We start from the raw sequence: 19,672 nt of genomic DNA on the forward strand, positions 1-19,672 counted from the left end.
TCAACGATCCCGCAGCGCCCGGAGCACGGCGACCAGGCTCGCGACCGGGCGAATACCCGCACCGGTGTCCGGGCCGGTGCCCCGGAGGCCGGCACCCTGGCGGTCTGCGCCCGGCGGACCGATGGTGAGCACCCGGTCGGCCAGCGACAGGAGGGCCCGGTCGTGGGTGATCAGGACAGTGGTGCGCCCGGCCATCAGGCGGCGCAGCGGGGGGATGAGCTGCTCGACGGTGTGCGGGTCGAGGCCGGTGGTGGGTTCGTCGAGGACGAGGACCGGGGTGTCGCGCAGTAGGGCGCGGGCGATGGCGATGCGCTGGCTCTGGCCGCCGGAGAGCTGGAAGCCGTCGGCGCCGATGGTCGTGCCGTAGCCGTCCGGGAGGGCGGTGACGAAGTCGTGGGCGCCGGCGGTCCGGGCCGCGCGTTCGATCTCGGGCTGTGGGGCGCCGGGGCGGCCGTAGGCGATGTTGTCGGCGATGGTGGCGTGGAAGAGCGGGGCCTGCTGCGGGAGCAGGGTGACGGCGTGACGCAGCGAGGCGAGGGTGAGGCCGCGGATGTCGTGGCCGTCGAGGCGGATGGTGCCCGCCTCCGGGTCGAGGAAGCGGACGAGGAGCTTGGCGAGGGTGGACTTGCCGCTGCCGCTGGGCCCGACGAGGGCCAGGGTCTCGCCGGGCGGGACGTCGAAGGCCACGCCGGCGAGGACGGGCGGGCCGGTGCTGCCGTTGCTGCCCGGGTAGGCGACGCGGACGCCTTCGAAGGTGACCCGGCCGCGCACCAGCCCGACGTCCCGGGCGCCGTCGCTCTCCCGTACCGGGCTGGTCATGTCGTGCAGTTCCAGGACCCGCTCGCCGGAGGCGCAGGCGGCGCCGGCCAGCGGGACGAGTGCGGCGAGCTGCTGGACCGGCTCGAAGAGCTGGGCCATGAAGGCCGCGAAGGCGAGCAGTCCGCCGAGACTCAGCTTCCCGTGGATGACCTCCAGCGCGCCGACGCCCACCACGACCAGCGCGGCGAGCAGTTGCAGCACGCTGAGGAAGGGCTGGTAGAGGTCGGAGACGCGGGCGGCGGCGAGTTCGGCGTCGAGCAGGGCCCGGCCCTCGCGGTGGACCCGTTCGACCTCGCGGTGCTCCTGCCCGTAGGTCCGGGTGATCACGGCGTTGCGCAGGCTTTCCTCCAGCAGTGCGGTGATGCCGCCCGCGCGGCGCTGGACCTGGCGTTCGCGGGCGCGGATGCGCCGCCCGAACAGGCTGGTGGAGAGGATGAACAGGGGGGCGACGAGCAGCGCGGCCACGGTGAGCGGCCAGCTGAGGTAGAACGCGGCGCCGATGAACAGCAGCAGGCTGATGCCGGCCACGGCGCCCTCGACCATGCCGGTCGCCACCATCTGTTCGATCGCCGCGATGTCGGCGGTCATCCGGGCCACCAGGTCTCCGCGCCAGCGGGTCTCCAGGGTGTCCGGCGGCAGGGTGTGCAGGTGGGCGAGGGTGTCGGTGCGCAGCCGCAGCATGTAGCGTTCGGCGATCCAGGTGCTCGTGTAGGTGCCCGCGAAGGCGAACAGGGCGGCCGCGACGGCGGCGCCGAGCATGGCGCCGGCGAGCGGCCAGAAGTCGGCGAAACGCCGTGGGACGAGGACGTCGTCGATGAGGTCCTTGAACAGCCAGACCGAGACGACCTCGCCGAACGCTCCGAGAACGAGCAGGACGGCGGCCACCGGGAGCCAGCGCGCGTCGGGGCGCACCCAGGGCCAGAACCGGTGGAACAGTCCGCGCAGCGGGATGGCCGGCGAGTCCGCCACCGGCCCCTGCGCGCCGGTACCGTCGGGCCTCTCGTCGACCTCCCGGTCCGGCCCCTCGTTCCCCCCCTCGTCCGTCCTCCCGTCGGATTCCTCCGTTCGGTTCCCCGAGGCCGTCGCACCGTGCATGGCGCACCCCGTTCACGATGATGGGGCCGGCGGTGGAACCGCCGGCCCCGGGGTTGGAAACTATGACGGGTTGCCAGAAGCGACCCGTACCGGTCCCTCCGTCACCACATGCCGAAACGACGACGGCGGTTGGAGCGACGACGACGGCGGTTCCGACGTCCGTTGCCATGGTCTCGACGGTCGAAGTAACTCATTGTGCGGCTTCTTTCTCTCGTCGCACCGGTGCTCCGCTCGCTCAGGCCGCCGCCGAGGCGACTGCGCCCAGGAGAGACGGGGTTGCGGCACCGGATCTGCCGTTCGTGGTCGGGTTCCATACCGGCGGGGCCGGAGGCGAAAATGACGCCCGGGTCCCTCCCACTCCTCCAGTATGTGGCCGGCCACGGAACCCGCAGCTCGACATCCGCCATCCGGCTGACGGACGGGGTTCAGCCAGGCGTGACGACGGACGGGGTTCCGGCTGTCACCCGCAGCAACTCCTCGTACGTCATCGGTACGACCGTGTGCGGGTGCCCGGCGGCCGCCCAGAGCACGTCGTACTGCTGCAGCGCGGTGTCGACCACGGTGCGCAGCCGGGCCGGGTGGCCGGTCGGGGCGACGCCGCCGATGGCCTGGCCGGTGGCCTCGCGGACCTGGACGGCGGTGGCGCGCTCGATCGGGCCGGTTCCCAACCGCCCGGCCAGGTGGACGGTGTCGACCCGGTGGGCACCGCTGGTCATCACCAGCAGCGGCGCACCGTCACAGAGGAACACCAGGCTGTTCGCGATGGCGCCGACCTCGCAGCCGAGCGCGGCGGCGGCTTCGGCCGCGGTGCGCGCGGAGTCGGGCAGGAGGCGGATCCCACCGGGGACGCCGGCCGCCGCCAGGGCCTCGGCCACGGCCTGGCTGCGGGTGGGGAGGGAGGAAGTCATCGGCCCATCATGCCTTCCGCGCGGCGGCCGTCGTCGGCGTCGGCGGAGCCCGCGGCGGCCGGTGCGACGGCGCCCGGCACCGCCCGGACGTCCGCGGTGAGCACCGGGGCGTCCCGCAGGGAGAAGGCTCCCCCGGGGGCGCGTCCACGGCCGCACGCCCTGCACGACCGCGGTCCGGAGGCTGCCGGGCGGGTGCCGGGGGCGGAGCCGGAGGCCGCCCGATCCCGCGCGCCGGCCCGCCGAGGGGCGTCCGCTCGTCCACGGACGACCCGCCCACCGCACCGCCGAGCGCCTCCCGGAAGGGCGTCACACAGTTTTCACATGACGGCCATCCAGCGGCCGCGCGCCGCATTGACACTGTGTCAAGCAAGTCCGGAGCCGCCTGCTCCGCATACGTACAGTCAACGACTGAATGACATTGTGGACGCCGCGTGCACAAGCCCGGCCCAGGCGGCGAACGGACTTTCACTCCAATCACACGGTATGACTAATATCGCTTCGTCAAAAATCCCACGCCCCGGACGGCCCGCCCCTCACCGGCCGGCCGCCAGCCTCAAGGAGTCAGCTCTGCGCGCGCGTGCGAATCGGCGGCCCCCGACGCCGAAGGGCCCCCGCAGGCGTCCACGCCTGTCCCTGCGGACGGCGCTGCTCGTCCTGGCCGTCGTCCCCAGCATCGCCCTGGTCGCCCTCTGGGCCGTGACCAGCGGTGAGACCGTCTCCGACTTCCAGCGGCTGGCCGACCAGGCCACCATCGCGCAGAAGGCCGGCCAGCCGTCCAACATCGTCTACTACAACCTCCAGGAGGAGCGCCGGCTCAGTGCCGAGGCGCTCGCCCGGCCCGGCTCCAACGCCGACCAGCTGCGTCACCAGCGGCAGCTGACCGACGACGCGGTACGCCAGTTCCAGACCCTCTCCGGGGCGACCGCCGACAACGCCCCCGCCGAGATCCGCGCGGCCGTCATCGAGGCCCGCCAGGCCATGGGCAAGCTGGCCGAGCAGCGTTCCGCCGTCGACCGCGGCACCACCGACCAGCAGAGCGTCTTCGCCTACTACACCGACCTGATCAGCGTCGACCTGCGGCTGTTCACCGCGCTCAGCCGGGTCGACACCGGCGAGGTCGCCTGGCTGTCCAAGACCCTGGTCAACGCCTTCTGGGTCAAGGAGATGCTCTCCCGCGAGGACGCCATCCTGGCCCGCGGCTGGCCCACCGGGCGGCTGTCCGCCACCGACTACCAGCAGGTCCAGCAGCTGATCGGCACGCAGGACCACCTGCTCAACGTCCAGGTCATCCCGTACATCCCGGACTCCGAGGCACCGGCCTGGCACGAGCTGGTCAACAGCCCGTCCTGGCAGGCCAAGGCCGCCGTCGAGCAGGCCCTGCTCAAGCCCACCGCGGCCGACGCCGGCGGCACGGTCAAGGTCCCGGCGACGCAGGACCAGTGGCGCCAGGCCATCGACGGGCTCAACCCGCCGCTGGTCAAGGCACTGGAGGACCGCACCAACGGCATCATCGAGGTCGCCAAGACCGCCATCATCGGCATGCTCACCCGCGTGGTGCTGACCACCGCCATCGGCCTGGTCACGGTCATCGCGGTCGTCATCGCCTCCTGGCGCCTGAGCCGGTCGCTGCGCCGCCGCATCAAGGATCTGCACACCCAGGCCGAGGACATGCAGCGCACCCTGCCCGAGGTGGTCGACCGCCTCGGCCGCGGCGAGCAGGTGGACGTCGAGGCCGAGAGCCACAGCATCACGGCCGGCCCGCACGGCAACGGCACCGACGAGCTGGCCCGCCTCGGCCAGGCGCTCAACCTCGCCCGCTCCGCCGCCCTGAAGGCCGCCGTGGGCCAGGCCGAGCAGCACCGCGGCTTCGAGCGGCTGCTCCAGCGCATCGCCCGCCGCACCCAGCTGCTGATCGGCCGCCAGCTGCGCAAGCTGGACGAGCTGGAGCGCCGGCACGACGACCCGGAGGTCCTGGAGGGCCTCTTCGACCTCGACCACCTCACCGCCCGCCTGCGCCGCTACGAGGAGAACCTCGTCATCATGGCCGGCGGCCAGCCGCAGCGGCGCTGGCGCAAGCCCGTCCCGCTGCTGGACGTGCTGCGCGCCGCGCAGGGCGAGGTGCAGGACTACCGCCGGATCTCGATCGACATCGAGGGCCACCCGTGGCTCTCCGAACGGGCCGTCGGCCCGGTGGCACACGTGCTCGCCGAGCTGATGGAGAACGCCACCACCTTCTCCAAGCCGCCCACGCCGGTCGAGGTGCGCGCCGCCGTGGTCGGCCGCGGGCTCGCGATCGAGATCGAGGACCGCGGCCTCGGCATGGACCCGGAGCAGTACGACACCGCCAACGAGCTGATGAGCCGGCCCCCGCGCACCGACGTGCTGGCCCGGGCCGACGACATCCGCCTCGGCTTCCACGTGGTCTCCCGGCTGGCCGCCCTGCACGGGCTGAGGATCGAGTTCCGCCCGTCCGCCTTCGGCGGCACCCGGGCGGTCGTGCTCGTTCCGGACGAGCTGGTCCTCGACGGCGACGCCGGGCTGCCGGACGGCGCCGGCGGCACGGCCACCGAGCCGATCCCGCTGGTGCGCCGCTCGCGCCGGGCCGTGCGCTCGGCCTCCGACGAGACGCCCGCCCCGGTGCCGGCCGGCCCGCCGGTCGCGCCGGTGGACTCCTTCACCCGGGGCGACTTCGCCCCGCAGGCGGCTCCGGTGCCGCTGCCGCTGGCCCCGCCGGGTGCCGGGGAGGAGACGGGGCCGGAGACCACGCTCCAGGAGGTCCCGCTGCCGCAGGCGCCGTTCCCGCCGGCGGCCGTCCAGCAGCCGCCGCTGCCCCCGGACGCTCAGGCGGCCCTCCCGGCGCCGCAGTTCGAGGCGGAGCAGCCGTTCCGGGCCGAGCAGGCGTACCCGTCCGCGCAGCCCTTCGGCGCGGAGCCGTCGTACGGCACTGAACCGTCCGTCGGCTCGGAGCCGTCATACGGGGCGGAGCAGCCGATCCCGGCCGCCCAGCCGCCCTCCCAGTCGGAGCAGCCGATCGAGCACAGCTCCCCGGCCGACCCGGCCCCCACCCAGGGCGCCCCGGTCTACCCGGACATCGCCTACGCCCGGGTCACCGAGGCCGAGGCCCCGTACGCCGACGAGCAGTACCGCCCGGCCGACCACTACCGGCTGGCCGAGCGGCGGCAGCGCCGCGAGTACCGGACCTCGGTGCCGTTCAGTCCGGCCGAGAGCGGCCAGCCCCCGCTGCCGCAGCGCGTCCGGCAGGCCAGCCTGGCGGCCGAACTGCGGGTGCCCCCGCCCACCCAGCCGCAGTGGGTCGAGCGGCCCGCCGAGAACGCCGCGCCCGCGGGCCCGTTCCAGCGCACCGACTGCCCGGTGCGGCGCTCGGGTGCGGCGATCGGCGCCTTCCAGCGCCAGTCCCGCGCCGCCCGGGCCCAGGACAGCGGCGAGCACCTGCTGCCCGACACCCCGCCCGCCCCCTCCCCCACACCCGCCCCGTCCCCCTGGGCCCTTCCGACCGCGGATTCCCGAACCACACGAACGGATGACCAGCAATGAACCGCACGATCGCCACCCACCAGGACCTGGACTGGCTGCTGGACGGACTCGTCGACTCGGTGCCCGGGACCAGGAACGCCGTCCTGCTCTCCGACGACGGTCTCGTGGTCAGCCACTCCCGCACCATCGAGCGGGCCGACGCCGAGCGCCTGGCCGCCGTCGCCACCGGCCAGCAGAGCCTGGCCCGGGGCGTCGGGCAGCTCTTCGACGGCGGACCGGTGCACCAGGTGATCGTCGAGCTCGCCGAGTGCTGGCTGTTCATCATCGCCGCCGCCCAGGGCACCCACCTGGCCGTGGTCGCCTCCCAGGAGGTCGACGCCGAGGTGATGTCCGTCGCGATGCACACCCTGGTGCAGCAGGTCGGCCAGAAGCTCACCACCCCCGTCCGCAACGAGGGCGCCCCCGGTGCCCCCGCCGCCCCGGCGTCCTTCGACGCCTTCGCCGCCCGGACCCGGGGCTGACGCAGGTGGAACCGTACGGGAACGACGCCTGGGGGGACGGCCGCGACGACGGCCGGCAGGCTGGTCCGCAGTCCGTCCCGGCCTCCGACCCTCAGTCCGATCCGCAGCCCGGCTGGGACGACCGCTGGCGGCGCGGCGCGGTGCCGCACTGGAGCGAGCTGGAGGAGGAGGACGCGGAGGACGAGACGGGCAGCATGGTGCGCCCGTACACGATCACCCGCGGCCGGACCGCGCCGGAGCGCGACGACCTCACCCTCATCACCGTGCTCACCACGGTCGAGGCGGAGGCCGACGCTGCCCTGGCGCGGGGCAGCCGCGCCGGTGCGCGCGGCCTCCAGCCCGAGCACCGGCTGATCCTCGAACGCTGCCGGCACCCCATCGCCGTCGCCGAGGTGTCGGCCGGCCTGGACCTCCCGGTCTCGGTCACCAAGATCCTGCTGGGCGACCTGGTCGCCCAGGGCCTGCTGAACGCCCGGGCCCCGCTCTCGGTGGCCCGGGCCGCCGGGGGCGTGGACCTCGGCCTGCTCACGGCCGTACGCGAAGGACTCCGGAGACTCTGAACATGGCAACACCCCACTGCGCCATCGACGACCCCGCCGCCGCCCCGGCCGCCGTCAAGATCCTGATCGCGGGCGGCTTCGGCGTGGGCAAGACCACCCTGGTCGGCTCGGTCAGCGAGGTCACCCCGCTGCGCACCGAGGAGTACCTGACCCGGGCCAGCGTCGGCGTCGACGACCTGGCCGGCGTCGACCAGAAGACCACCACCACCGTCGCGCTCGACTTCGGCCGGATCACGGTCAGCCCCGAGCTGGTCGTCTACCTGTTCGGCACGCCCGGCCAGGAACGCTTCTGGTTCATGTGGAACGACCTGGTCAACGGCGCTCTCGGCGGGATCGTCATCGCCGACACCCGCCGGCTGGACACCAGCTTCGCCTCCATCGACTTCTTCGAGAGCCGGGGCATCCCGTTCGTGGTCGCGATCAACTGCTTCCACAACACCAACACCCGCACCCCCGACGAGATCCGGGCCGCGCTCGACCTCGACCCGCAGGTGCCGATGCTGCTCGGCGACGTGCGCGAGCGTGCCTTCGGACGGGACCTGCTGCTCGCCCTCGTCGACCACCTGATGGACCTCGCCGCCAGGCCCGCCGGCTGACCCTCCGATCCCCGGCCGGCCGCCATCCGCACTCGTGAACTTCCTCCCGGAGCACTCCTCATGACCACACCCCTGCGCGTCCTCGTCCACGGCGGCGGCATCGGCGGCCTCACCCTCGCCACCGCCCTCGCCGGACGCGGCCACCACGTCGACGTCGCCGAGCTGCGCGAGCAGTTGGAGGCGCTCGGCGTCGGCATCATCCAGCCGTCCAACGCCCTGCACGTGATGCGCGAGATCGGCGTCCTGGACGACTGCCTGTCCGCCGGCTTCGAGTGGGAGGTGCTGACCATCTGCGACCCGGCCGGCGCCACCCTCGCGACCATCCCGCAGCCCCGGATGGGCGACGCCCCCTCCAACAACGGCATCCCGCGCCCGGCGCTGGCCCGCGTCCTCGCCGACGCCGCCGTCAGGGCGGGCGCCACGGTCCGTTTCGGCACCACCATCGACACCCTGACCGAGAACGCCGACGGCGTCCGGGTCGCCCTCACCGACGGGCACAGCGCCCGCTACGACCTGGTCGTCGGCTTCGACGGCATCGGCTCGCCGCTGCGCCGCCACCTGTACGGCGAGAAGTACGCCCCCGAGTACACCGGCTTCGCCAACTGGCGTGTCACGCTGCCGCGTTCGCCCGAGGTGCAGGGCGTGGTGATGTCCTCCGGCAACCTTGAGGCCAAGGCGCTGCTCACCCCGGTCAGCACGGAGCAGATGTACCTGGGCTCGGTCTTCGCCGAGGCCGAGGACTTCCGCCCGGACCCGGAGCACGCCCACGAGCAGCTGCGCGAGCGGCTGGCCGGATTCGGCGGCCCGATCGCCGAGGCGTTGGCGCAGATCACCGACCCGGCCGCCGTGGTCTACTCGCGGATCTCCCAGGTCACCGTCGAGGAGCCCTGGCACGTCGGCCGGATCGTCCTGGCCGGCGACGCCGCCCACGCCTCCACCCCGCACCTGGCCCAGGGCGCCGCGATGGCCGTCGAGGACGCCCTCGTGCTCGCCCAGAGCCTGGACGCGGCCGACACCGTCCCGGCCGCCCTCGCCGCCTGGGAGGAGCGCCGTCGCCCGCGCGCCATGTGGGTCCAGGCCCTGTCCCGCGCCATCCTCAAGCAGGAGACCGGCACCGCGACCACGCCGGAGGAGGACGAGCTCCTCAAGGTCGGCATCCCGGGGGCGGCGCACGTCCTCGTGCAGCCGTACTGACGGCTGCGGTTCGGCCTCCGGCAGGCTCGGCGGGGCGCTTCGGCGCGCCCCTGGGCCTGCCGGCGAGGTGGTTCACCAGCGGCCGGCCAACTGCAGGATCCGGCACCCGAGCCATCCCGGCAGGACCATCGCGAGGGCCAGCCCCACACTCACCAGGTCCGCCCTCCTCGTGGCGAGTTGCGCGCGCCAGGCCATCGTCCGCGGCCGCCTCCCGGTGGCCGCCAGAGCCGTGTGGATGGTGCGGGCCAGGTGCACCGTGGGCGTGTGCAGGTGGGAGATGCCCGACCGGGCCATCCACGCCGCCGGCCCCCTGCGCTCCTTCACCGGGAACACCCGAGGGGTCCAGTGGCCGTCGAAGGCGATGACGGCTCCGATCCGGTACCCGCCCGTGACCATCTCCCTGGGCAGCAGCGGGGTCGGGAGGCTCTCGTTCACCTGACGGGCCAGCTCCGGAAGGCCGCCCGGGGCCAGCAGGATCAGCTTCGCGGGGGGCTGGGTGGCCCGCGCCTCCCCGATCTCCCACCGCAGCCCTTCCCCCCGCCCGAGGCGCAGGACGATGAGCTGGGACAGGTCCATCAACCGGCGCACCGTGCCCTGCCAGTCGTCGAGCGGGAGGTAGAACCGGGCCGCACCCAGGCGTGGCAGGTCCTCCCCCGGCCGTCCCACCGCGATCACGGGACCGACGGCGCCCAGCGCGGCGGCGAACTGCACCTCCCGCGCGTGGAGGTCGGTCCCCGACCTGCCGCCCTCCCGGGCGGCGACCTCGTCGTCGTCGAAGCTGCGCAGGTAGAGCACGGGTCTGCGGCCGTCCCGCAGCAGGACCTGGGCAGCTCCGCGAGCCGCGTACGGACGGGTGCGGCGCAGGACCAGGAGGCCGGTCCCCGCAGCCGCCACACCGCCGGCCAGCAGCAGGAGCGACACCTCCGGGGAGAGGTCGTCGCCGCGCTCCGACAGGGCGACGGCGACGGCGAGGGCGCCGCCTGCGGACAGCACCCGGCCGGCGGCGCCGGCGGCCCGAACGGCTCGCCTCCGGCGCGGCTGCCGCAAGCCGTACCGGTCGACGAGCCCGACGATCTCGGCCACCCCCGACCGGCGGCGATGCCGCAACCACAGGGCGGGCCCGAGCAGCGCCAGGGCGATCGCCCCGCACCACGACGCCCCCGCCGCGCTCCCGCGCACCTGCCGGCCCATGCCCACGTTGACCAGCAGGTGCAGCGCCACATAGGCCGCCGTGACCGCGATCACCGTGATCCACCGGGCGAACATCCGTAGCCGGGACGACACGTCAACCCACCCCCGAGCCTTCGCGCAGCTGCTTGAGCAGGACCCTTCAAACCGATACCGCACCCGACGGGCCGTCATGCGTGTGCGATCGGTAACGGTTTGGAGGCGCGCTCCCCGGCCGCGCGCTCCTGTGCCCGCACCCCGCCCTGCCGGCCTGCCTGCCGCTCGCGCTCGGCGAACGGCACTTCGAACCCACCGGGCACGAGGGCTCGTACGGGTCAGCCCGCCGAACGAGCCGGCGTCGGACGGGTTGACGCCCCCGGCCCGCTGATCTGCTCGCGGCGGTCCCACACCGCCTTGGAGATGCGGGCGAGCAGGCGGGCCGCCGGGTCGGTGCGGTCCGTGCCGTCGGCGAGCGGGCCGGTGTAGCAGACGGCGATCAGATAGGGCGGGCAGTCGGCCGCCTGGACGAGGCCGACGCTGAGCCGGGTACCGGGGATCCAGCCGTTCTTGAAGGCGATCCGGGTGTTGGAGGGGAGGCCGGCGGCCAGGTCCACCCGGAACTCGTTGCATTCGAGGAGGGCGAGGAGTTCGGGCTCCTCGGCGAGCGAGCGCAACAGCCGGACCAGGTCACGGGCGCTCACCCGGTTGTGCACGCCCCGGGCGCGCGCCGCGTGGTCCTCGATCCCGCGCGGCGTGGAGCTGCGCGTGGCTCCGGCGCGGCGCCACACCTCGGTGACGGCCTGCCGAGTCGTGCGGGCCAGGCAGATGTTGGTGGCCAGGTTGGAGGAGTGGGTGATCATCCGCTCGGCGAGCAGCCGGAGGGGCACGTGGGTGCCGAGCAGCTCCCAGGGCAGCGGATCGCTGTCCCGGTCCGGGTCGTTGCCGAACTCACCACCCACGACGGACTCGAAGCGGTTCACCACCGGCACCTCGGCATCGAGGTTCACCCCGCTGCGGCAGAGCGCGGCGAGCACGGCCACCTTCATCGTGCTGGCGGCGTCGTGAAGTTCGTCCGGGTTGCGGGCGAACACCGGCTCCGCTTGTCCTGCCCAGGGGGCCACCACCACAGAGAGCATGGAGGAAGGGTAGGGGAGGCCGAGGCCGGACCTCGACGGTTGCGGCGCGCGACACGAGCACTCTGCTGCCGTGGCGGTCCGTCAGCCGCCCGGCAGGGGCAGGGGCTTGCGCCGCAGCCACTGGCCGGCCGGCCGTCGCGGCTGCCGTACGACGATGCGGCCGTGCCTCTTCCTGCCGACCAGTTCCACGCGCAGCGTGATCGGCGCATCGAGGTCCGGAGCCCGGTGGTTCCTGACCCTGCTGAACTCCAGCGCCAGGGCGTCGGTATCGACCACGATGCCCGGCCCGGTGATCAGCGTCAGGGTCTTGCCCTCCATGTCCAGGTCGATCCGCAAGGTGTCATGCGTGATCACCGCCTGGGTGAAGTCGAGTGTCACCTCGCACCACTCCGCGAAGAGCTCCAGCCGGCGCGGCACCACCCAGCGCCCCTCCCGCCTGACCGGACTCCACCGCTGGTCGATCCGGAGGACGTCCTTGACCTCCGCCACCACCCCGCCGGCCGAGACCGACACCGCCGGCAGGTCGGCGGTGAGACCGGCCAGCTCGCCGACCGTCCGCGCCGACAGGGCGGCCTCCACGCGCTGGTCCAGTTCGTCCGAGGTCAGGCGGCCGTCGCCCGCCGCGACCCGCAGCACCTCGACCACCCGGTCCCGGTCCGCGTGGGAGGCCCGCATCTCGGGTTCCGAGCTGCGGCCGGAGTGCTTCCCGGCGGGTGACATCTCTCCCGGCATACTTCCCGTCCTGAGCTTGACGAAGGTCTTCGCGCGATGGGTCGGCGACGCGGACAGGAACTCACGATATATCGCGATAGGGGTTCTCGCCAGACCCGAGGGGAGTGCCCTCCGCCGCCTGCGGTGCGGGGGCGCGGCTACGGCTGCCCGGGGAGCCCGCCTCCGGCCGACAGCGCCCGGACGGCCTGGGCGATGTCGGTGCGCAGCCCGTCGAGGGTGTGGTCGGGGCCGAGGATCATGCGGCGGAGCTGGGGCATGGCGAGGCTCCAGCCGACCAGGCCGAGCGTGAGGAAGAGTCGCGCACGGGGGTCGCCGGCGCCGTCCGCGGACTGCGCCGCCCGGAGCTTGTCCTGGTAGTGGCGGGTGCGGGCCTCTTCGCCGGGGACGGGCTGGTCGCCGAGTTCGAGGGCTTCCCACATGAGCAGCCGCAGGGCCTCGGGGTGGGCGCGGTGGTAGTCGAAGAGGTGCTCGGCATAGGCGGACAGGTCCTCGTCGCCGGGCGGGACGGCCCGGGCGAGGTCGGCCATGAGGCGTTCGAGAACGGCGGCGAAGAGCCTGCTCTTGTCACCGAAGTAGTCGTAGATCGCCCGCTTGTTGGCCTGGGCCTGGGCGACGATGCGGTCCACCCGGGCGCCGGCGACGCCGTACGCGGCGAATTCGGTGGCTGCCGCCGCAAGGATCCGCTCTTTGGTTGCCGTCGAGTCGTACGCCATGGACCGATGGTAACGAACCGGTTCGTTTGACGATCCCGCGACGGTCTGCCACGCTCGCACGGAGCATTCGAACCATCTAGTTCGTTCGGTTGGAGTTGTGATGCCCCGGATCGATCCACCTGCCCCGCCGGAGCCCGCCCCGCCCGCGTCCGCCCCGCCGGCACCAGCGCCCGATCCCGCACCGCCGGCACCAGCGCCCGATCCCGCACCGCCGGAGCCGGAACCCACCGCACCGGGCGGACGGCTGCCGCTGGTGATGGCCCTGGCCTGCGGCGTCAGCGTGGCGAACGTCTACTTCCCGCAGGCCGTCACCCCGCTCGTCGCCGACGGCTTCGGCATCGCACCGGGCACGGCGGCGAGCGTCGCCACGGTCACCCAACTCGGCTACGCTGCAGGGATCTTCCTGCTGGTCCCGCTCGGCGACCGGCTTCCCCGCCGCCCGCTGATCACCGTGCTGCTGGCCGTGACGGGCTGCGCGCTGCTGGCCGCCGGGCTCGCCCCGGCCACCGGTCCGCTGGTCGCGGCCGGCGCGGTGGTCGGCCTGGCCACGGTGGTCCCCCAGCTGCTCCTCCCGCTGGCCGCGGGCCTGGTCGCGCCCGACCGGCGCGGCGCCGTGATCGGAACCCTCCAGGGCGGCCTGATCGGCGGCATCCTGCTGGCCCGCACCTTCGGCGGCGTCCTGGGTGAGCAACTCGGCTGGCGCGCCCCGTACCTGGCCGCCGCCGCACTCACCGGGCTGCTCGCGCTCGTCCTCGGTCTGGCGCTGCCCAGCACCGCGCCGGCCGTCCGCGACCGGTACCCGGCCCTGCTCGCCGACACCGTCCGGATGCTGCGCACCGAGCCGGGCCTGCGCCGCTCCGCGCTCTGCCAGGCCGCCCTCTTCGGCGGTTTCAGCGCCGCCTGGACCGCGCTCGCCCTGCTGCTCACCGGCCCGCACTACCGGCTCGGCGCCCAGGCGGTGGGCCTGTTGGCGCTGATCGGGGCGGCGAGCATGTTCTGCGCCACGGCCGCCGGGCGCCGGGTCGACCGGCACGGCCCGGACCGGGTGAACCGCTGGTGCACCGGCGCCACCCTCGCCGCGGCCGCGGTGCTCACCGCGGGCAGCGCGGGCGGCGCACCGGGCCTGGTCGCGCTGGCCGCCGGCCTCCTGCTGCTGGACGTGGCGGTGCAGTGCAGCCAGGTCGCCAACCAGGCCCGCATCTTCGCGCTGCGCCCGGAGGCCCGCAGCCGGCTGAACACCGCCTACATGACCTGCTCGTTCCTCGGCGGCAGCGCCGGCTCCTGGCTCGGCATCCGGCTCCACGGCCAGCTCGGCTGGCCGGGGGTGTGCGGCCTCATCGCGCTCGCCGCGGTCGCCGCCCTGACCGCTCTGCGGGCCGGGGTCGGCCGCTGAGTCCCCGAACACCCGGGTTCCCGGGTCACGAAGTCGCCAAGTGACCACACCACCGCGTCATCACTTCATCAAGTCGCCACGTCACGTCACCACGACCCAAAGGATCTTCCATGACGTTCCCGGCCATGCCGCCCGCCGTCCTCCAGTTCTTCCGTGCCTCCCAGGAAGGCGACGCCGACACCTGGGCGAAGGCCTTCGCCGAGGACGGCGTCTTCCACGACCCCGTCGGCACGCCGCCGATCACCGGGCGCGCCGCGATCCACGGCTTCATCGCCTCCGTCCTGCCCGGCTTCCGTCCCTTCCTCGGGCTGACGCCCCTGGAGGCGCACACCGTCGGCAGCCACGTCGCGGTCTCCTGGCGCGGCGCCGCCGTCGCCCTGGACGGCAAGCCGGTCAACTGGTCCGGCATCAACGTCTACGAGCTGGACGACACCGGTCTCATCCGGGAGGCCAGGGCGTACTTCAACAGCGCCGTCTTCCGGGCCCAGCTCACCGGGTGACCGGCGGACGGCGCGCGGGCGGCCGGCCGGGGTCCGGCTCCGACGGCGGTCAGTCGCCGACCAGGTGCAGGGCCTGCCGCAGGTTGTGCTCGGCGATGCCGGCCATGGCCTCCCGTACCGGGAAGTCCCCGTCGAGCAGTCGGAGCGGGCCTGCCGTCAGCGAGAGGCGTTGCGCCAGCGCGTAGAGGGCGAGCCGGTCCTCGTCCAGCGCGTCGGCCGCCAGCGACCGGTAGTCGGCCTCGTGCAGGCGGATCCGCAGGAAGACGTGCTCCCACTCGACGTCGAAGTACATCGCGCCCTCGATGTCGATCAGCACCGGGTGGCCGTCCGCGTCCACCAGCACGTGGTCGGGCCCCAGTTCGCCGTGCACCACCACGTACTCCGCGCGCGGCCGCACCGCCGCCGCCAGGCCCCGCAGCCGTTCGGCGAACCGGTCCCGGGCTCCCGCGATCCGGGGATCGCGCGCTGCCGCCTCCGCGAGGTCGCACAACGCGCGGTCCAGGACGACGCCCTCGCACGACGGCCCGTGCGAGGCTCCTCCCCCGTCGACCACCGCCACCTTCCCGTAGCCGGACGCGCGGTGGCCGCGCATGGCCCCCAGCGCCTCGCCGAGCCGGGCCATCACCGGGGCGGCGGCGCGCGGGTCGCGGGCGAGCAGCCTCTCCAGGCTCTCGCCGGGAACGTCCTCGACGATCGCGAGATCGGCCGTACCCGGAGCACCGCCGCCGTCACGGCTCCCGGCTCGCTCGACGAACCGGATCGCCGGCACCCGGACGCCGAGCGCGTCCAGCCGTGCGTGCGCGGCCTCGAACAGGTCGAGCCCGAGGCCGGGCGAGAACGGGTCGGCGAGGTCCTCGTCCCCCTCGGCCGCCGGCCAGTAGTTCTCGGACCGGTCCCAGCGATAGGCGATCGCCGTCGTCCCGTCGTCCATCAGCAGCCGGTACACGCCCTTCTTGCTGCCGCCCGCCAGCCGCTGGGCCGCTTCCAGCCGCCGCCCGCCGCCCAGCGCGGCCCGCGCCGCACCCGCCAACAGCTCCCGCACCACTGCCCCGCCCCTCCCCGTCCCGGCCGTTTCCCCGTCCCGGCCGTCTCCCCGGCCCGGTCGGCGCACCCTACCGCCGCAGGTGGCGGCTCACGTCGCCGACCAGGGTGATCCGCACCCGCCGTTCCACGAACCGCCACCGCCCGTCCTCCCCGCGCGCGAAGCGGTCGTGGTACCGGCCGGCGGCGACGGCCTGCAGCGGCAGCTCGGGCAGCGCCTGCAGCACGGTGACGTACGAGCGTGCGACCGCCGTCCCCGCCCGCTCGTCGACCTCGACGGCCACGTTGCCGGTGACGTGCTGGGTCCGCGGCGTCCCGTCGGCGTACACGATCAACGTTTCCCGGAACATCGCCTCGACGGCCTCGCCCCCGTGCAGCGGTGCGCCGCTGCCGACGAAGGTGGCGTCGGCGAACAGGGCGCCGAGCCCCGCGAAGTCGCCGTCGTCCACGAGTTCGGCGTAGCGCGCGATCAGGTTCTCGATCGCCCGGTGGCTCGGCACCGGATCGGTGGGCGCGGACATGTTCCCCCCAAGGCCGGACGGCAGTCGTCCCCCTGACTGTCCCATGCTCTGACCAGGCGGCGGAAAACCGCTTGGCGGGGCGGTGACCGGGCTGGTGTGCTCTGGTCCCCCACCTCCGGCGCATCCTCCGCCGGCGGCACCGGTCGTGCGCCGCTGGTGCTGATGGGGTACGGCGGCGGCAACCACAAGAAGCACCCGGCCATGTCGGGCCAGGCGCGGGCGGCCGGCGAGCCGGAGGGGCCGATCGTGGTGCGCTACAACGCGCACCTGGCGGAGCTCGCCGTGCCCGAGTGGCGGGCGGCGCTGGACGCGCTCCAGCAGCTTCCGGAGATCGGCACCGACGGGCCGGTCGGCTACTTCGGCCTCAACACGGCCGCGGTGTTCGGCCAGCACTGGCCGGACGTCCTGGTCGAGCACGCGAAGCGGATCACCGTCCCGGTCGAGTTCGACCTCCAGTGGGACGACGAGCACATCCCGCGCGAGGCCGGCCTGGCGCTGTTCGACGCCTTCGCCTCGACGGAGAAGACACTGCACGCCAACGCGGGCCGGCACAAGGATCTGCCCCGCTTCGAGGCCGACAGTGCGGTCCGCTTCCTCGCCCGCCACCTCGGCCGCCCGGCCGCCGAGTCGGCCACCACCTCGGCTGCCGCCTCGGCCTGACGCGAACGGTCGCGGCGCCCGGCGGCTACCGGCCGGGCGCCTCGGCCAGCCGGGAGATCTCGGCGGCGACGGCCTCCGGTTCGGCGGCGACGGTGACGCGGGCGACGCCGTCCAGGCCCGGGTGGGTGCCGACCCGGACCGAGTGCCGCGCGTTGCGCAGCAGGTCGAGGTCGTTGATGTCGTTGCCGAAGGCGTTGTACGCGTCGATCCCCAGCGAGGTCAGCGCCTCCCACTTGTTCGTGGTGCCCGGGGCGAAGTCGATGATCGCCTCGTCGAGGTGGTGGTTGACGGTCATCCCGAGCCCGCGGCCGGCCTCGGCGAGGGCCGCCGGGTCGGTCGCGTCGACCACCAGGAACTTGACGACGGCGGGGAGCTCGGCGAGCTCCACCCGGCGGGCCAGGCCGCCCTGGTCGACCCGGCCGCGGATGGGGTGGTCGGCCGGTCCGGTGTAGGCGTAGTCCCACGGCCCGTCGGCGAGGTAGCCCGCCCGGAACCGCTCGGCCTCGGCCAGCAGCCGGCCGAGTTCACCGGCCTCGAACGCGGCCCGCGCCCGCACCTGGCCGTCGACGGAGACCAGGCTGCCGTTCCCGCCGATCAGCGTGGCGGTGGGGAAGGCCCCGTCGAGGACGGGCAGGAGGTCGCGGACCGGCCGGGCGGAGGCGAAGACCAGCTGGTGGCCGGCGCGCTCACAGGCGTCGAGGGCGGCGAGGATCCGGCTGTCGATCGTCCGCCCGTCGAAGCAGAGCGTGCCGTCGATGTCGAAGACCGTGGTGCGGGCGCTGGAAGTGATCACCGGGCGATGCTATCCAGCCGGTCCCGTACACGATCCACCGCCCACGTCAGGCGCGGGCCGGGCCGCTCGCCGGTCGCGCCGCACGGCGGTGACGGCGCACGGCGTCGCGGTTGGCGCAGCGCTGGGAGCAGTAGCGCTTGCGGCCGGTCCAGGGCGGCCACGCCACCGAGCACCCGGCGTCCGTTCCCCGCCCCGCTCCCCCTTGCGCCCGTCCGGGCCTGCCCACGACGAGGGCCCCTCGGCCGAATGACTCCGCCGAGGGGCCCACAGGATGGCGAGGAATCAGCTGTGCTGCGGTGACGGCAGCGCCGCCGAGCCCGCGAGCAGCGGCCACTCCCGGTGGAACGGCGGCAACGGCAGCTTGCCCTCGATGATCGGGGTGCCGAAGACCTTCAGGTGGGCGAGCAGCGAGCCGCTCAGGTCGACGCCGCCGACCAGCGACCAACTGCCCTGCACCTGCGGAGGGTTGCCGGAGGAGTCGACGGTCAGCGAGCCCTCGGCCTGGGCGCGCAGGTAGGGGGCGACGGTGGTCTCCACGCCGACGGTGTCGTACAGGCCGAGGCTGATCTCGGCGCCGAGCGCGGCCCGCACGCCCGCCTTGCCGTTGAGCCGCACGTGCACCGGGGTGACCTTGGTCTCGGCGTTCGTGACCGGGGTCCAGCCCTTGCCGCCGGTGTAGTCGGCGCGCACCGCCCAGGTGCCGGTGGCGTCCTGCTCCGCCTCCAGGTGGACCTGGCCGTCGGCGCTGACCTCCAGGTAGCAGGTGAGGCCGAGGTTGACGACCACGGGCAGGCCGGCGACGGTCAGCACCGGGCTGGCCTGCAACTTGGCGAAGGGCACCCTGACGGGTGCCGCGCCGGTGCTGCGGGCCGCGTCGCCGGTGACCTTCCACTGGGCGTGGGCGCCGAGGTCGAAGCCGATCGAGGCGGTACGCGGGCTGCCGGCCGCCGCGCCGTGGTAGGCGAAGTGGACGGCGGGGTGGAGCTGGAGCGAGCCGGACGCGTCGAGGCTCGCGCCGCCGGGCAGCGGGACGGGGGCCTTGAGGTTCACCTCCAGGGTGCCGGAGGCATCGGCCTGCACGCCGTCGCCGGTCAGGCCGGCGGTCGCCTTGAGGTCCTTGACCAGCGGGGTCACCGTGATGCCGTGCGGGTCGACGGGGACGTTGCCGTCGGCCTCGGTGCCGCCGAGGAGTTCGGCCAGGGTGGCCGGACGGGTGGTCAGGGCGAGCGTGTTGCCCGCGCCGGGGCGGACGCCGGTGACGGCGACCAGCGCGCCCTGCGGTGCTGCGGCGGTGGGCGGGCTGGCGATCAGCTGCCCGGGCTGGACGGCGGCAGTGGCCGCCGTGGGCACGGCACTCGGCGAGGCGGAGGCAGCAGAGGCGGAGGCAGGGGCGGAGGCAGGGGCGGAGGCCGAAGCCGTGGCCGCCGGCCCCACCGCGGACAGCACCGCTGTTCCGCCCGCCGGGTCGTAGGCCGTCAGCTGGAGGTTCTTCGTCGCCGCCGTGACGGCGCCACCGTCCTTGCCCGGACTGCCGATCGCGGCCTGCCGGTCCCCGGCGGGCGCGGCAGTGACGGATGCCTTGCCCGGGGTCGGGCGGCCGGCGGCGGGGCTGCCCGCCTTGGCGCGCGGGGTGTTCCCGGCGGGCGGGACGGCGGCCGGGCTGCCCCCGGCGGCGGTCGCGGCCGGGTCGGCGACGGTGGCGGCGGCCGGTGCGGCACCGGGCTGGGAGGTACCGGGGCCGGTCGGCCCGCACGCGGCGGCCCCGGCGAGGACGAGGGTGAGGACGGCGGGGCCGGCGGCCCTGCCTAGGGAACTTTTGAACACGCCA

General features: G+C 74.3%; 17 protein-coding genes and 1 pseudogene. 8 read left to right on the plus strand and 10 right to left on the minus strand.

Annotated features, from left to right (window positions below):
• Positions 1 to 1,788, minus strand: coding sequence for an ABC transporter ATP-binding protein (locus ACFU7Y_RS01210; protein WP_380765899.1), 1,788 nt, complete (start codon positions 1,786 to 1,788; stop codon positions 1 to 3).
• A gap of 551 nt (positions 1,789 to 2,339) precedes the next feature.
• Positions 2,340 to 2,822 carry a YbaK/EbsC family protein gene (locus ACFU7Y_RS01215; RefSeq protein WP_224282452.1) on the minus strand — a complete coding sequence of 161 codons (483 nt, stop codon included), beginning with the start codon at positions 2,820 to 2,822 and terminating at the stop codon, positions 2,340 to 2,342.
• A 696-nt stretch (positions 2,823 to 3,518) separates the two neighbouring features.
• Between ACFU7Y_RS01215 and ACFU7Y_RS01220 the strand changes: the two genes are divergently transcribed.
• Genes ACFU7Y_RS01220 through ACFU7Y_RS01240 form a run of 5 tightly spaced genes read left to right on the plus strand, consistent with a single transcriptional unit; the run spans position 3,519 to position 9,188 of the window.
• Complete coding sequence (locus ACFU7Y_RS01220; RefSeq protein WP_380765901.1) at positions 3,519 to 6,377, plus strand: nitrate- and nitrite sensing domain-containing protein; 2,859 nt, start codon at positions 3,519 to 3,521, stop codon at positions 6,375 to 6,377.
• Positions 6,374 to 6,838, plus strand: coding sequence for a roadblock/LC7 domain-containing protein (locus ACFU7Y_RS01225; RefSeq protein WP_224282246.1), 465 nt, complete (start codon positions 6,374 to 6,376; stop codon positions 6,836 to 6,838). The genes ACFU7Y_RS01220 and ACFU7Y_RS01225 overlap by 4 nt, the downstream gene beginning before the upstream one ends.
• Before the next feature lie 5 nt (positions 6,839 to 6,843).
• The gene (locus tag ACFU7Y_RS01230) at positions 6,844 to 7,398 is read left to right on the plus strand and encodes a DUF742 domain-containing protein (RefSeq protein WP_374120036.1); all 555 of its coding nucleotides are present in this window, start codon (positions 6,844 to 6,846) and stop codon (positions 7,396 to 7,398) included.
• Positions 7,399 to 7,400: 2 nt separating this feature from the next.
• The gene (locus ACFU7Y_RS01235) at positions 7,401 to 7,994 is read left to right on the plus strand and encodes an ATP/GTP-binding protein (RefSeq protein ID WP_224282247.1); all 594 of its coding nucleotides are present in this window, start codon (positions 7,401 to 7,403) and stop codon (positions 7,992 to 7,994) included.
• Positions 7,995 to 8,054: 60 nt separating this feature from the next.
• The gene (locus ACFU7Y_RS01240) at positions 8,055 to 9,188 is read left to right on the plus strand and encodes an FAD-dependent monooxygenase (RefSeq protein WP_380765904.1); all 1,134 of its coding nucleotides are present in this window, start codon (positions 8,055 to 8,057) and stop codon (positions 9,186 to 9,188) included.
• 72 nt (positions 9,189 to 9,260) lie between these two features.
• Here the strand turns inward: ACFU7Y_RS01240 and ACFU7Y_RS01245 are convergent, their stop codons facing one another.
• The 4 genes from ACFU7Y_RS01245 to ACFU7Y_RS01260 all read right to left on the minus strand — a co-directional run bounded on the left by ACFU7Y_RS01245 (position 9,261) and on the right by ACFU7Y_RS01260 (position 12,936).
• Positions 9,261 to 10,472, minus strand: a complete 1,212-nt coding sequence (locus ACFU7Y_RS01245) for a transferase (RefSeq protein ID WP_380765906.1) — start codon at positions 10,470 to 10,472, stop codon at positions 9,261 to 9,263.
• A gap of 218 nt (positions 10,473 to 10,690) precedes the next feature.
• Positions 10,691 to 11,491, minus strand: coding sequence for a serine hydrolase (locus ACFU7Y_RS01250; RefSeq protein ID WP_380765908.1), 801 nt, complete (start codon positions 11,489 to 11,491; stop codon positions 10,691 to 10,693).
• 81 nt (positions 11,492 to 11,572) lie between these two features.
• Positions 11,573 to 12,211 (minus strand): DUF1707 domain-containing protein, encoded by a 639-nt coding sequence (locus ACFU7Y_RS01255; protein ID WP_224282251.1) that lies wholly within the window; start codon positions 12,209 to 12,211, stop codon positions 11,573 to 11,575.
• 149 nt (positions 12,212 to 12,360) lie between these two features.
• Positions 12,361 to 12,936 (minus strand): TetR family transcriptional regulator, encoded by a 576-nt coding sequence (locus tag ACFU7Y_RS01260; RefSeq protein WP_380765910.1) that lies wholly within the window; start codon positions 12,934 to 12,936, stop codon positions 12,361 to 12,363.
• Between the two features lie 256 nt (positions 12,937 to 13,192).
• On the opposite strand from ACFU7Y_RS01260, the gene ACFU7Y_RS01265 reads away from it, so the two are divergent.
• Complete coding sequence (locus ACFU7Y_RS01265; RefSeq protein WP_380765938.1) at positions 13,193 to 14,329, plus strand: MFS transporter; 1,137 nt, start codon at positions 13,193 to 13,195, stop codon at positions 14,327 to 14,329.
• A gap of 110 nt (positions 14,330 to 14,439) precedes the next feature.
• A complete protein-coding gene (locus ACFU7Y_RS01270) occupies positions 14,440 to 14,829 on the plus strand; it encodes a nuclear transport factor 2 family protein (RefSeq protein WP_224284158.1) in 390 nt (129 codons plus the stop codon).
• Between the two features lie 49 nt (positions 14,830 to 14,878).
• Here the strand turns inward: ACFU7Y_RS01270 and ACFU7Y_RS01275 are convergent, their stop codons facing one another.
• The gene (locus tag ACFU7Y_RS01275) at positions 14,879 to 15,874 is read right to left on the minus strand and encodes a phosphotransferase family protein (RefSeq protein WP_380765912.1); all 996 of its coding nucleotides are present in this window, start codon (positions 15,872 to 15,874) and stop codon (positions 14,879 to 14,881) included.
• Positions 15,875 to 15,941: 67 nt separating this feature from the next.
• Positions 15,942 to 16,391, minus strand: coding sequence for a nuclear transport factor 2 family protein (locus ACFU7Y_RS01280; RefSeq protein ID WP_224284160.1), 450 nt, complete (start codon positions 16,389 to 16,391; stop codon positions 15,942 to 15,944).
• 81 nt (positions 16,392 to 16,472) lie between these two features.
• On the opposite strand from ACFU7Y_RS01280, the pseudogene ACFU7Y_RS01285 reads away from it, so the two are divergent.
• Positions 16,473 to 17,051 (plus strand): annotated as a pseudogene (locus ACFU7Y_RS01285) (alpha/beta hydrolase); the annotation flags it as partial.
• A 25-nt stretch (positions 17,052 to 17,076) separates the two neighbouring features.
• Here ACFU7Y_RS01285 and ACFU7Y_RS01290 read toward each other — a convergent pair.
• Together ACFU7Y_RS01290 and ACFU7Y_RS01295 are read right to left on the minus strand one after the other, a co-directional pair.
• On the minus strand, positions 17,077 to 17,844 hold the full coding sequence (locus ACFU7Y_RS01290) for an HAD family hydrolase (protein ID WP_224284161.1): 768 nt from the start codon (positions 17,842 to 17,844) through the stop codon (positions 17,077 to 17,079).
• A 282-nt stretch (positions 17,845 to 18,126) separates the two neighbouring features.
• Positions 18,127 to 19,668: a hypothetical protein gene (locus tag ACFU7Y_RS01295; protein WP_380765914.1), complete on the minus strand. Its 1,542-nt coding sequence runs from the start codon at positions 19,666 to 19,668 to the stop codon at positions 18,127 to 18,129.
• Positions 19,669 to 19,672 lie beyond the last annotated feature (4 nt).

Origin of the sequence: Kitasatospora sp. NPDC057542 (assembly GCF_042801945.1) — a bacterium.
GTDB lineage: Bacteria > Actinomycetota > Actinomycetes > Streptomycetales > Streptomycetaceae > Kitasatospora.